A 12,892-nucleotide genomic window follows, 5' to 3' on the forward strand; every position below is an offset into this window, starting at 1 on the left:
CTCACACCGTCGCGGTCACGACCGGCCGGGCCGGGCGCGGGATCCGTATGGTGAATCGAGTGCCGGGATCGCACCGTGCCACGCTGATCGTGCCGCCGTGCAGCTCGGTGTTGGCCTTGGCGATGGCCAGGCCGAGCCCGCTGCCGTCGCTCCTGGACCGGGCGGCCCCGGCCTTGAAGAAGCGATCGAACACGTGGGGAAGCGCCTCCTCGGGGATGCCGGCGCCGTGATCGCGTACGGTGACCTCCAGCGCGCCCGGCACGGGGCGGGCGCTGACCAGCACCGGCGGGGCGCCGTGGCGCAGCGCGTTCCCGGCCAGATTGGCCACGATCACGTCGAACCTCCGCGCGTCCAGCGAGAACGTGAGATCGGCGGGGACGGTGAGCTCCACCCGGTCGGTCCAGCCGCGCACCTCGAGGCAGTCGGCCAGCGTGTCGGCCACGTTCACGGTCTCCCGCCGGAGCACCGCGGCGCCGGCGTCGAAGCGGCTGATCTCGATCAGGTGCTCGACCATCACGCGGAGCCGTTTGGTCTCGCGGATGACGATCCGTACGGCCTCGCGGACGTCGTCGGGGAGATCGTCGGCGTCCTCGGCCAGCATGTCGGTCACCGCGGTCATCGCGGTCAGCGGCGTGCGCAGCTCGTGGGAGACGTCGGCGACGAACCGCCTCGACATCGACTCGAGCGTCCGCAGCTCGGAGACGGTCTGCTCCAGCGCGGCGGCGGTCTCGTTGAACGTGGCGGTCAGCTCGGCGAGCTCGTCGGCGCCGCGTACGGGCAGCCGCACCCGTAGATCGCCGGCGCCGAGCGCCTGGGCGGCCGCGCCCAGCCTGCGCACCGGGAGCAGCACCTGACGTGCCGACAGCAGCGCCACGGTCAGCGCGATGGTCAGCGTGATGCCGCCGGCCTGGGCGAGGGCGCTGCGCAGGCGGAACAGCACGCCCTCCTCGTCGGCGAGCGAGACGAACACATAGGCGGTCAGCCCGGTGGGTCTCGGCACCCCGCTCTGGTTGATCCGCTGGAGCTGGGTGGCGACGAGCAGCCAGGGCTCGTCCCGCAACCTCAGCCGCTGGAAGACCAGCCGATGGGCGGCCTGCCAGCGGAGCTGGTCGGGCACGTCGGCCATGGTGAACCGGGCGTCCCAGCTGGTCTGCTGGAGGTTGCCGTAGGTGACGATGACGGTCCGCTCGTGTGCGCTCAGCGCGGTCACCACGTCGGCCAGGTCCGCCTCGGTGACCGTGGCGGCCCCGGCCCAGATGATCTCGCCGATGCCCACCGGTAGTTTGATCTTCGGCAGCGTCTCGCGTACGTCGGCGACCGCGGCGCGCTCGGTGCGTTCGAGGATCTCGTGGCGGACGAGCTGATATCCCAGGATCGCCACCATGAAGGAGGCCGTGACGGCCACCAGCGTGAATGTGATCACCAGCCGGGCGCGCAGGCCGGACGGCAACAAGGTCATGGCGGGCTGAAGCGGTATCCGAAGCCGCGCACCGTATGAATGAAGACGGGGTCGGCCGGCACCGGTTCGATCTTGGCGCGCACCCGCTGGACACAGGCGTCCACCAGCCGTGAGTCGCCCACGTGCGTGTGATCCCACACCTCGCGCAGCAGGTAACGCCGGCTCAGCACCTGGCCCGGGTGGCGGACGAGTTCGAGCAGCAGGCGCAGCTCGGTCGGGGTGAGGTGGATCTCCCGGCCGGCCAGGCTCACCTTGAGCGCGCCGCGGTCGATCACGAGGTCGCCGAAGGTGATCCGGTCGGCGGAGGCGAACTCCAGGCGGCGCAGCACCGCTCGGATGCGCGCGTCCAGCACCCGGGGCTCCACCGGTTTGACGACGTAGTCGTCGGCCCCGGCCTCCAGTCCGACGACCACGTCGAGATCGTCGCCGCGCGCCGTGAGCAGGATGATCGGCAGTGAGTCGAGCCGGCGGATCCGGCGGCAGACCTCGACCCCGTCGATGCCCGGCAGCATGACATCGAGGATGGCGATCTCCGGTCGTCTGGCCCGGACGTGGTCGAGGGCCTCCTCTCCCGTGGCGTACGCGGTGACCGCGTGCCCCTGGCGGGTGAGCGCCAGTTCGAGCCCCGCTCGGACCGAGGGGTCGTCTTCGACCAGGAGGATGCCTGCCACGCGGTCATTATGGTCTCTTGGGGATGTTTTCCCCAGGTTGTCCGTAACTTGTCAAGCTGTCTGCACGCCGTCGTCATAAACGGAGAGCACGCTGCTGTCGTGAGTGCGGTCGCCGGGCGAGGACCGGAGCGCACACCGTGATGTGATGAATATCACAGTTTCTCGAAAGGCCACGTAGCTCGGGGGAAAGGTCAAAGAAACACCAAACGGTTACCTGGTTCGGCTCGCAAGACCTCCCAAGACAGGGCAAGCTCGTAGGTCGTGAGCTCTGGTCAGCGGCTGAAGGATGCCCCCCGTCCGTCCCGCGCCCGATCGCGGCGCGCCGCCGGCGGGGCAGGTGGAGCGGGCGGCGGCGTGGACCGCCCGCGCCGTTCCGGAGGATCGGGCCGCGGCTGGTTCTCTCCCAAGCGTCTGATCATCATGGGCGTCACGGTCGCCCTCGTCACCGGGGGCACCGTCTACCTGGTGCGTACGGCCATCGAGAACGCCAACGCCCCCTACACGCCGCTCACCCCGCAGGACATTCTGGCGGCCGACCCGTACGCGCCCAATCCGGAGAACGACGCGCTCAAGGCGTCCGCCGTGGAGGCGCTGCGGAAGCAGCGGCAGAAGGAGCTGCGCGCCGAGCACACCGACGGTGGTCTCGACCCCGTCACGATCGCGCCGAAGGCGCCGGGCGGCGGGGGATTCGAGCCGGCCGACTTCCCACCCGGTTCGAAGCCAGACCCCGGCAGCAACAAGGCGCTCGGCCGGCAGATGGCCGAGGCCCGCGGCTGGGGCGGCGAGTGGGGCTGCCTGGAGAAGCTCTGGGACAGGGAGAGCCACTGGAACGAGCGGGCGATGAACCGATACAGCGGTGCGTACGGCATCCCCCAGGCGCTTCCGGGCAACAAGATGGCCAGCGCCGGGTCGGACTGGCAGACCAATGCCGCCACCCAGATCAAATGGGGACTCGGCTACATCGCCGCCCGCTACAAGTCGCCCTGCGGCGCCTGGGCCCATTCCCAGGCCAAGGGCTGGTACTGACTGTTCGCGCATTCGGTAAGCCGTACGGGCTCCGTGCGGTCAGCCCTGCACGCTTGGGCGCATGGGTGTGAAGGTCAGCGTGGTTGTGCCCGTGTCCGATCCCGGGCTTGAGAACGACGCCTTCGGCGCGTGCGTGCGTTCGCTGCTGGAGCAGTCGCTGCCACCGGAAGAGTACGAGGTGATCTTCGCTGACGACGGGTCCACGGACGGGACACGCCGGCGGCTGGACGCGGTCGCCGAGCGCCGGTCGAACGTCCGCGTTCTCCACCTCGACCACAGCGGCTCGGTCGCGCGGGGACGCAACCTGGGGCTGTCGGTCGCCAGGGGCGAGTACGTCTACCTGATGAACCAGTGCGACAGGCTGGAACCGCACGCGCTGGAGCGGATGTACGGCATGGCGGTGGACTCCGACGCCGATGTGCTGATCGGCAGACTCGTCGACGGCCCGGGCAACGGCTCGGGCAACGCGCCCCCGCATCCGGCTTTCGCCGTGAACCAGCCCCGGGCCGACATCCTGCGCGACCGTCTCCTCGCGCTGCCGAGCGTCCACAAGCTGTTCGACCGCGAATTCCTGGAACGCCGGCAGCTGCGCTTCCTCGACCGGCCGCTGTCGGAGCAGCTCTTCACGACCAGGGCGTACCTGTCGGCGAAGGTGATCGCGGTGCTCGCCGAAGATGCCTGCTGCCATCTGGGCCCCGCCGAGGAGGAGGTGCTGGACGCCGAGGCGCTGTTCGAGGGCCTCGGCGCCATCTTCGACGTCGTCGACGCGTGCACGGAGCCGGGCGTCCAGCGCGATCGGATCTACGCCCACTGGTATCGCGTACTCGGGCTGCGCCGCCTCGGCGGCCCCCGGTTCCTCACCGCGGCGCCGGACGAGCGGGCGCTGCTGTTCTCGTTCCTCCGGCGCCTCACCCTGGACCGGATCCCGGAAACGGTCGACGCGCATCTCCCGGTGCGCCTGCGGGCACGGACGGCGCTGCTGCGCCAGGACCGGCCGGGGCAACTCGTCGAGCTCGGCGAGGCGTCGCGCGGCACCCGGCTCGATGCCAGGCTGCGGGATCTGCGCTGGGAGCGGGGCACGCTCGCGCTCGACCTGAGCGTGGAGATCCTTCAGGCAGACGGGAGCCCCATGTGGCTCCGTGAACAGGACGGCCGCCTGCTGTGGACGCCACCCGCGCCGATCCGGGGACTGGCCGACCCCGCGCTGGCGGACGTCACCGGTGCGGTGCGCCGGGCCCGGATGGAGGTCTACATCCGCGACCCGCGGTCCGGCGTGACGTACCCCCTTCCGGTGGAGAGCACGGTCGGCCGGACCTCGTCCAAGGGCCGGGTGCGGGTCTGGGTGAGAGGTGAGGCCCGGCTCGACGTGGGGTCGGCCGCCCTGGGCCGACCGCTGCCGCGGGGTGTGTGGGAGATCCACGTGCGGATGCGCGGCGTTCACCCGGGCCGCGCCCGGGTCGGCCGTCCCGATGTCGGGATGACCTGCGCGGGCGTGCTCGCCGACGAGCCCAGGAGGCTGGTGACGCCATGCTGGTCGGAACGCGGCGAGCTGGGCGTCTGCGTGGCGCCCGGTTCGTTCTCCGAGTCCATCACCCTGGTCTCGTCCAGGACGTCGGTGGCCCGGCAGGCCGGGCATGCCTTCGTGGTCGTGCCGGTGCCGTACGTGCCGCCGAGCGGCGGGCCTCCGGTCGAGCTGGTGCTGCGCGAGCAGGACGGGCGCGGCCGCTCGATGGCGGTGCCCGCGCTGGTCGAGCCCGGGATCCCGGGTCGTATCGCCGGCCGGCTCGTCGCGAAGGTGCCGGTGAGCCGGGTCGGCGGTGAAGACCGCCTCGGACCGGGCACCTGGCGACCCAGCCTGCGGATCGACCAGAAGGAGGCCGACCTGCGGTTCGGCCTGAGCGTCGGCCGCGCCGGCCAGGTGAACGTGCTGCGCCCCGGTCGCGTACGCCGGCCCGGGGCCGCGCGGCCGTCGAGGCTCAGACGGCTCGCTGCGCGGGTGTTCCGGAGCGGCCGTCCCCGCACGGAGCGCTCGCGGAACACACGGGCGCGGAAGGCGAACACTCCCTAATCCGGCAGGGGGTGGGGCCTGGTCATCGACAGGACGTCGAGGATCTCGTCGAGTCGCTCCTCGGTCAGCGTGCCGTCGGCGACGTGTCCTCGTTCGATCACGACCTGCTTGATCGTCTTCCGCTCGCGCAGCGCCTGTTTGACGATCTTCGCGGCCTCCTCGTAGCCGACATGGCGGTTGAGCGGCGTGACGATCGACGGCGACGACTCCGCGTACTCCCGCATCCGGTCCTCGTTGGCCGTGATCCCGGCCACGCATCTGTCGGCGAGCAGCCGCGACACGTTCGCCAGCAGCCGGATCGACTCCAGCAGGTTGCGTGCCATCACCGGCAGCATCGCGTTGAGCTCGAACGCGCCGCCCGCCCCCGCCATGGTGATCGCCGCGTCGTTGCCGACCACCTGCGCGACCACCATCGTGACGGCCTCCGGGATCACCGGGTTGACCTTTCCCGGCATGATCGAAGACCCCGGCTGGAGGTCGGGCAGATTGATCTCGGCGAGACCGGCGCGCGGCCCGGACCCCATCCACCGGAGATCATTCGCGATCTTGTTGAGCGACACCGCGATCACCTTCAGCCCGCCGGACAGCTCCACCAGGCCGTCGCGCGCGCCCTGCGCCTCGAAATGGTCACGCGCCTCGGTGAACGGCAGGCCGGTCGTACGGCTCAGCTCGGCCACGACCTCCGCCGCCCAGTCGGGCCCCGGCACGTTGACGCCCGTGCCCACGGCCGTACCACCCAGCGGCAGCTCGGCCAGGCGTGGCAGCGCCGCCTGGAGTCGCTCGATGCCCAGCTCGATCTGTGCGGCGTATCCGCCGAACTCCTGGCCCAGCGTGACCGGTGTGGCGTCCATCAGGTGGGTCCTGCCCGCCTTCACCACGTCGGCGAAGTCGGACGCCTTCTGCGCCAGCGTGGTCGCGAGGTGTTCCAGGGCGGGGGTGAGATCGTGCGCGACCGCGAGCGTGGCCGCCACGTGGATCGAGGACGGGAACACGTCGTTGGACGACTGGGCGGCGTTGACGTGATCGTTGGGGTGGACCGGCCGGCCGAGCCGTTCCTCCGCGAGTGTCGCGATCACCTCGTTGACGTTCATGTTGGACGAGGTGCCGGAACCCGTCTGGAAGACGTCGACCGGGAACTGGTCGTCCCACCGCCCCTCGACGATCTCCCCGGCGGCGTCCCGTACGGCCTGGGCGAGGTCCGCGTCGATGATGCCGTAGTCGGCGTTGACCTTCGCACAGGCGGCCTTGACGCGGGCGAGTGCGGCGATGTGCGCGGGTTCCAGCCCACGGCCGGACACCGGGAAGTTCTCCACCGCCCGCTGCGTCTGCGCCCGCCACTTGGCGCGGGCGGGAACCCGCACCTCGCCCATGGAGTCGTGTTCAACGCGGAATTCGCCCATGGACCACTCCTTTGACTTCCTCCCCGGGACCAGAGCCGGGGATTCCGACCCGTCGCCAGGTCGGGTTTCCCGTTTCATCAGGCCGTGCCTCCCCGGAACACTCCGAGACCGGTCTTACCTACCCTCCGCAGGCGTTTTACCTCTCCGCCGGCCCGGCGGCGAGGATGTTCTCCGCTGCGTTGACGTCAGCCGTACGCCACCATGATCACGATCACCAGGACGATGAACGCGGCGAAGGCGGCCGCGGCCAGCAGGAGCACGCGGACCCGGGCCGCGGTGTCGGGTGGTGACGGGCTCTGCACGGAGAACAGGTCGGTGCCCAGCCCGAGCGGCCGATCGGGACCCCGCTCTCCGGATTGATCGCCGGGCTGAGGACCGGCAGGTGCGGCGGACGGCACCGGGGCGTGCCCGTGGTGTGCGGGGGCGTGCCCGGGGTGCCCGTGCCCGGGGCCGGGTGGCGCCGGAGCATGGTGTTCGCCGCCCTTACCGATGTCGGTGCCCGGTCTCGGGGGCAACGCCCTGCCGGAAGCGGGCAATCGTCTGGGAGCGGTCACCTCGTCCATCTCGGGGACGGGTGGTGGCGTCGCGGAGACCGACGGGATGCGCAGGCCGTCCTTCGGACGGATGACGACCACCGTCTGGTCGCCGTCGCCGTCGCCGTTGTCCGCCGGTCCGGCGTTCTCCCGTGGCGTGATCGGGGCGATCGGGCCATGGGACACCGCTTCGTGGGCGGGAGCCGATGCGTGGGAAGAGCTCGCCCCGGCGGCCTCGCCGCCCGTGTCGGGGACCGTACCGGCCGATGCGGCGCCGGTCGGCGTGTCGGCCACGACCCGGAGCATCGCGGCGGCCCTGCCCGCGGTCATCCGGGCCCGGTGGTCCTTCTCCAGCAGCCCGTTCAGGATCGGGCGCAGGGGCCCCGCCTGGGTGGGCGGATCGACGGTCTCGTTCATCAGCGCCTTCAGCGTCTCGCTGAGCGACCCCCGTTCGTAGGCCGGTCGGCCCTCGACCGCGAAATACAGGGTGGCGCCGAGCGACCAGAGGTCCGACTCGGGGCCGGTGTGCTCGCCACGCGCCCGCTCGGGAGCCGTGTAGCCGGGCGAGCCGATCACCATGCCGGTCTGGGTGAGGGCGCTGTCGCCCGCCGCCTTGGCGATGCCGAAATCGGTCAGTACGACCCTGCCGGTCTCGGTCAGCAGGACGTTGCTCGGCTTGACGTCCCGGTGCAGGATGCCCCGGGAGTGCGCGGCACGCAGCGCGCCCAGCAGGTCGTGGCCGATCTCGGCCACCAGCCGGGGCGGGAGCGGACCCTCCTCGTCGATCACCTGCTCCAGCGACCGGCCCTCGACCAGCTCCATGATGATCCAGGGGCTGCCGTCCGCCTCGATGGCGTCGTGGATGGTGGCGACGCAGGGATGGCTGATCTTCGCCGCCGTCCGGCCCTCGCGCAGCATGCGTTCTCGCAGCTCACGCCGTTGCCGGGGGTTGAGTCCGGGATCCTGCCGGATCTCCTTGATAGCGATCTCGCGGCCCAGTGCCCGGTCATAGGCACGCCAGACGGTGCCCATCGTCCCCCGGCCGATCGGCGCGCGGAGCTCGTAGCGGTGCGCGAGCAGCCGTGGTTGCAGTTCCGCCATATGAAGAAAGATAGCCATTTCACGTCGCGAACCGCTTGGGGGAGTGTCCGTCGATCATCGGTACGGCGAAGATCTGCGCGACGTGACCCGTCACCTGAGGAAGTCGCGGGGCCAGAAGCGCCTGGGCACGACCATCTTGAACACCCCGGCGAGCCGCCGCATCAGCGGGCTGCGGACCATCTGGTGAAGTGCCGGCTCGGCCGGCTTGCGGTGCACGCCCTCGGCCGGGCGGCGCCGCGGCGGGGTCGCCGCCGTCAAGTGATCGCGTTGGTACCCGAAGTGCTGCTGCGTGTGCTGGTACCCCTGGCCGTACGGCCAGGGGTGGTCGTGGTTCGACATCGCGGCATCCGGGAACTCGCGTGGAGGCGGCTGAGGTGGTGCCTGGTGTGGCTGTGACGGTTGCGGCCGGCCGTAGTGCTGCGGCTGACCGTGCTGGGACTGCGCCTGCTGCGGTGGAACCTGCTGCGGCTGGGTGTGGTGCGGTGGCTCGCCGTAGTGCGGTGCACTGTACTGCGGTGGACTGTATTGAGGCCGGGGCTGGGACTGCGTGGACGAGGTGTGCGGGAACATGCGCAGTCGCGGCCGCGACTCCGCCCGGTGCTGCCCCCGATGCGGTGGCTTACGGGTGAATCCGGGGGGCGACGGCGGAGGGGTCGGGGTACGGCGGGGCTGCGGGCCGTACTCCTCCACGGTGTCGCCCGACGCGATCCTGGACAGAATGAGCGCCGCGCGGACGCTGTCGATTCGCGCGGCGGGGTCGATCTGGAGCAGCCCGCGCAGCACCGGGGCGAGCGGACCGGCCCGCTCCATGGGGATCGGCGCGCCGCTCGTGAGGGCGGCCAGCGCGGCGGCGGCCGTACGACGGCCGTGCAGGCCGCGGCCCTCGACCGCCGTGTAGAGGGTCGCGCCGAGCGACCACAGGTCGGCCGCCGGGCTGGCCTTGGCGCCGAGGACCCGCTCCGGCGCGATGTATCCGGCCGAGCCGAGCACGATGCCGGCCTGCGTGATCGACTTGTCGCCCTCAACGGCGGCCAGACCGAAGTCGGTCAGTACGGCACGGTCCTCGGTGACCAGCACGTTGCTCGGCTTGACGTCCCGGTGCAGGATGCCCTTCGCGTGGACCGCGCGGAGCGCGCCCAGGACCTGCCGGCCGATCTCGGCGACCTGGCGCGGAGGCAGCGGCCCCTCCCGCCTGACGAGCTCCTCGAGGGACTGCGCCTTGAGTAGCTCCATCACGATCCACGGCCGGTCGTCCTCGGTGATCACATCGAAGATGGTGATCACGGAGGGGTGGGCGACCATGGCGGTCGCCCGGCCCTCCCGTTCGGTCCTGGCGCACAGCTCGGCGCGCAGGTCCTCGTCGAGGACCAGCGGCAGCCGCACCTCCTTGACCGCCACGTCACGATCGAGAAGTTCGTCCCTCGCGCGCCAGACGGTGCCCATTCCGCCGCGGCCGACCGGCTCCAAAAGCCGGTAGCGCGCGGCAAGCAGGTATCCGGAGGGCGCACGCATGGGTGGCAGCTTACCGATTTGCGCGATGCGACCTGTAGAGACCATGCCGGGAAATTGTTGAGATCTTCTGTCAAAAGTTTTGACAGCTTCCAGCAGTGTTCACCTGCGGCCGATGGTCAGGACCGGTCCAGAGGCGTCCTGGAAGAAGTCGTTGCCCTTGTCGTCGACGACGATGAAGGCCGGGAAGTCCACGACCTCGATCCGCCAGACGGCCTCCATCCCCAGCTCCGGATACTCCAGGACCTCGACCTTCTTGATGCAGTCCTGGGCGAGGCGGGCCGCGGGACCGCCGATCGAGCCGAGGTAGAAGCCGCCGTGCTCGCGGCAGGCGTCGGTCACCTGCTTGGACCGGTTGCCCTTGGCCAGCATGACCAGTGAGCCGCCCGCCGCCTGGAACCGCTCCACGTAGGAGTCCATCCGCCCGGCCGTGGTCGGCCCGAAGGACCCGGAGGCGTACCCCTCGGGGGTCTTCGCCGGTCCCGCGTAGTAGACGGCGTGGTTCTTCAGGTATTCGGGCATCTCCTCGCCCGCGTCGAGCCGTTCGCCGATCTTGGCGTGGGCGATGTCGCGGGCCACGACGAGGGGACCGGTGAGCGACAGTCGCGTCTTGACCGGATATTTCGTGAGCTCGGCGAGGATTTCCGGCATCGGGCGGTTGAGGTCGATGCTCACGACGTCGTCGGAGAGGTGCTCCTCGGTCGTGTCGGGGAGGAATCGGGCCGGGTCGGTCTCCAGTCGCTCCAGGAAGACGCCGTCCGGCGTGATCTTCGCCAGCGCCTGCCTGTCGGCGCTGCAGCTGACCGCGATCGCGACCGGGCACGAGGCGCCGTGGCGCGGCAGCCGGATCACCCGGACGTCGTGGCAGAAGTACTTGCCGCCGAACTGGGCCCCGATGCCGAGCCGCTGGGTCAGCTCGAAGACCTTCTTCTCCATCTCCAGGTCGCGGAAGCCGTGGCCGCTCACCGATCCCTCGGTGGGGATGCCGTCGAGGTAGCGGGCCGAGGCGTACTTGGCGGTCTTCAGCGCGTACTCCGCGCTCGTGCCGCCGACGACGATCGCCAGATGGTACGGCGGGCAGGCGGCGGTGCCGAGCGAGCGGATCTTCTCCTCCAGGAACTGGAGCATCCGCTTCTCGTTGAGCACGGCCTTGGTCTCCTGGTAGAGGAAGGACTTGTTGGCCGAGCCGCCGCCCTTGGCCATGAACAGCAGCTTGTACTCGTCCGGGTGGCCCAGGGGGTCCTCGGCGTACAGTTCGATCTGCGCGGGGAGGTTGCTGCCGGTGTTCTTCTCGTCCCACATCGTCAGCGGGGCCATCTGGGAGTAGCGCAGGTTGAGACGCGTGTAGGCGTCGTACACGCCCCGGCTGATGTGCTCGGCGTCCCGCCCGTCGGTCAGCACGTGCCGGCCGCGCTTGCCCATCACGATCGCGGTGCCGGTGTCCTGGCACATCGGCAGCACGCCGCCGGCGGAGATGCCCGCGTTCTTCAGCAGGTCGAGTGCGACGAACCTGTCGTTGCCGCTGGCCTCCGGATCATCGATGATCTTGCGGAGCTGGGCCAGGTGAGATGGCCGAAGATAGTGGGAGATGTCGTGGATCGCGGTCTCGGTGAGCAGGCGCAGGGCCTCCGGGTCGACCTCCAGGAACCGACGCCCTGCCGCCTCGACGACGCGCACCCCCTCGGCGGTGATCAGGCGGTACTCGGTGTCGTCCGCCCCAAGCGGCAGCAGGTCGGTGTAGTCGAACTCCGGCATGTCCTCGGTCCTCTGTTCTGCCTCATCTGAGTCGGTCGGGGCTGTGCCGTACGGCGAACCGGCCGCGGGTACCCGCCCCACCAAAGGGTAAGGCCCGCCGAACAGACCTCAGGGTGGGCCCTCCGCTCCGGGAGTGTGCGGTGGTGGCGGCGTTCTCGTCACGTCGGTCGCACGCGGGTTCGCGACGCCGCGCGGTCCGCGGGCCGGAAGCCGCGGGCCAGCACGATGATCACTGCGGCGAGCGCCAGCGGGGCGGCGAAAGCGATCCGGTAGTCCGTGGCGTCGGCGATGCCGCCGACGAGCGCGGCTCCGGCGATGAAGCCGACGTAGTTGAACATGTTCACCCGTGCGATGGCCACGCCGCTGCCGGTCGGGTCGAGCCGCCCGGCTGCGGAGAACGACTGCGGGGCGATGACGGAAAGGCCGATGCCGGTCAGGGCGAAGCCCGCGATCGCCCACACCTCGGCCGAGGCCGTCACGATCGCCGCGAACCCCAGCGTGGCGACGACCGCGCCGATCCGGACGATCGCGGCCGGGCCGTACCTGCGGACCGCGAAATCGCCGCCGATCCTGACGAGGAACGTGGTGGCCTGGTACGCGCCCAGCGCCAGCGGGACCACACCGGCCGGGGCGTGCGTGACCTTCTCCATGAAGACCGACCCGAAGTTCGAGATCGAGGAGTCGCCGACATAGAGGAAGGCCATCGCCAGGCAGAGCGGAATGACCGGCCTCCAGGGAACACGGGACGCGTCGTTCGCCACTCGCGTTTCCGGTGTCACGCCGCTGCTCCGGGTCCGCTCCTCGGCCGGGCCGTACAGCCAGGCGGCGGCGGCGATCGAGGCGACGGCGGCCGGGACGAGCGCGATCGCGAACGTGGCCGCCAGGCTCAGGCCCGTGTCAGCCGCGGCGGAGGCCCAGAGCGCGCCGATGACCGCGGCCAGGCTCCACAGCGCGTGGAAACCGGTGAGCACCGGCCTGCCGTACCTGCGCTCGACCGCGACGCCCTGCATGTTCATGCCGGCATCGACGGTGCCCAGCCCCAGGCCGAACAGCACGACGGCCGCCACCAGCGTCGGTACGTCGGTGGCGAGCCCGGCGAGCACGACGGCCGCGCAGGTGAACGGCTGGGCCGGGCGGAGCACCCGGCGGCTGCCGAACCGCGCGGCGAGGACCCCGGCGAGCACGCTGCCCACGCCCGCGACGACCGGGGCGACGAGAAGCAGGATCGCGAGCTCGCCGTCCGTCAGTCCGTGCTTCTTCTGCAGCGTGGCCACCTGGGTGAGCAGGGTGGCGAAGGTGAGGCCCTGGACGGCGAAGACGGCGTACGTCGCCAGCCGTGCCCGCCGGTCGCGTGGGATGGGCACCGCTGC

General features: G+C 70.8%; 9 protein-coding genes. 2 read left to right on the forward strand and 7 right to left on the reverse strand.

Annotated elements, in window-relative coordinates; all coding sequences use genetic code 11:
- Window position 1 precedes the first annotated feature (1 nt).
- Window positions 2-1,459, reverse strand: a complete 1,458-nt coding sequence (locus tag AP234_RS16765) for a sensor histidine kinase (RefSeq protein ID WP_055480591.1) — start codon at window positions 1,457-1,459, stop codon at window positions 2-4.
- The gene (locus AP234_RS16770) at window positions 1,456-2,130 is read right to left on the reverse strand and encodes a response regulator (protein ID WP_055480592.1); all 675 of its coding nucleotides are present in this window, start codon (window positions 2,128-2,130) and stop codon (window positions 1,456-1,458) included. Before AP234_RS16770 ends, AP234_RS16765 begins: the two co-directional genes overlap by 4 nt.
- A gap of 354 nt (window positions 2,131-2,484) precedes the next feature.
- Here AP234_RS16770 and AP234_RS16775 point away from each other — a divergent pair, with 354 nt between their 5' ends.
- The gene (locus AP234_RS16775) at window positions 2,485-3,156 is read left to right on the forward strand and encodes a lytic transglycosylase domain-containing protein (protein ID WP_063842961.1); all 672 of its coding nucleotides are present in this window, start codon (window positions 2,485-2,487) and stop codon (window positions 3,154-3,156) included.
- A gap of 61 nt (window positions 3,157-3,217) precedes the next feature.
- A complete protein-coding gene (locus AP234_RS16780; RefSeq protein WP_055480594.1) occupies window positions 3,218-5,224 on the forward strand; it encodes a glycosyltransferase family 2 protein in 2,007 nt (668 codons plus the stop codon).
- Here the strand turns inward: AP234_RS16780 and AP234_RS16785 are convergent.
- The 5 genes from AP234_RS16785 to AP234_RS16805 form a co-directional block, all read right to left on the reverse strand.
- Window positions 5,221-6,624 carry a class II fumarate hydratase gene (locus AP234_RS16785; protein WP_055480595.1) on the reverse strand — a complete coding sequence of 468 codons (1,404 nt, stop codon included), beginning with the start codon at window positions 6,622-6,624 and terminating at the stop codon, window positions 5,221-5,223. The genes AP234_RS16780 and AP234_RS16785 overlap by 4 nt on opposite strands.
- 185 nt (window positions 6,625-6,809) lie before the next feature.
- Entirely contained in the window at window positions 6,810-8,258 is a 1,449-nt protein-coding gene (locus AP234_RS16790) for a serine/threonine-protein kinase (protein WP_055480596.1), read from the reverse strand.
- A 90-nt stretch (window positions 8,259-8,348) separates the two neighbouring features.
- Window positions 8,349-9,770 carry a serine/threonine-protein kinase gene (locus AP234_RS38670; protein ID WP_083502176.1) on the reverse strand — a complete coding sequence of 474 codons (1,422 nt, stop codon included), beginning with the start codon at window positions 9,768-9,770 and terminating at the stop codon, window positions 8,349-8,351.
- Window positions 9,771-9,869: 99 nt separating this feature from the next.
- Window positions 9,870-11,522 (reverse strand): fumarate hydratase, encoded by a 1,653-nt coding sequence (locus AP234_RS16800; protein WP_055480597.1) that lies wholly within the window; start codon window positions 11,520-11,522, stop codon window positions 9,870-9,872.
- A 158-nt stretch (window positions 11,523-11,680) separates the two neighbouring features.
- Window positions 11,681-12,886: an MFS transporter gene (locus AP234_RS16805; RefSeq protein ID WP_055480768.1), complete on the reverse strand. Its 1,206-nt coding sequence runs from the start codon at window positions 12,884-12,886 to the stop codon at window positions 11,681-11,683.
- Window positions 12,887-12,892 lie beyond the last annotated feature (6 nt).

Source organism: Sphaerimonospora mesophila, assembly GCF_001417795.1.
Lineage (GTDB): Bacteria > Actinomycetota > Actinomycetes > Streptosporangiales > Streptosporangiaceae > Sphaerimonospora > Sphaerimonospora mesophila.

Coding starts and splice junctions, on each gene's coding strand:
- AP234_RS16765 (WP_055480591.1), bottom strand. CDS start 1,459: ATGACCTTGTTGCCGTCCGGCCTGCGCGCCCGGCTGGTGATCACATTC.
- AP234_RS16785 (WP_055480595.1), bottom strand. CDS start 6,624: ATGGGCGAATTCCGCGTTGAACACGACTCCATGGGCGAGGTGCGGGTT.
- AP234_RS16780 (WP_055480594.1), top strand. CDS start 3,218: ATGGGTGTGAAGGTCAGCGTGGTTGTGCCCGTGTCCGATCCCGGGCTT.
- AP234_RS16790 (WP_055480596.1), bottom strand. CDS start 8,258: ATGGCGGAACTGCAACCACGGCTGCTCGCGCACCGCTACGAGCTCCGC.
- AP234_RS16800 (WP_055480597.1), bottom strand. CDS start 11,522: ATGCCGGAGTTCGACTACACCGACCTGCTGCCGCTTGGGGCGGACGAC.
- AP234_RS38670 (WP_083502176.1), bottom strand. CDS start 9,770: ATGCGTGCGCCCTCCGGATACCTGCTTGCCGCGCGCTACCGGCTTTTG.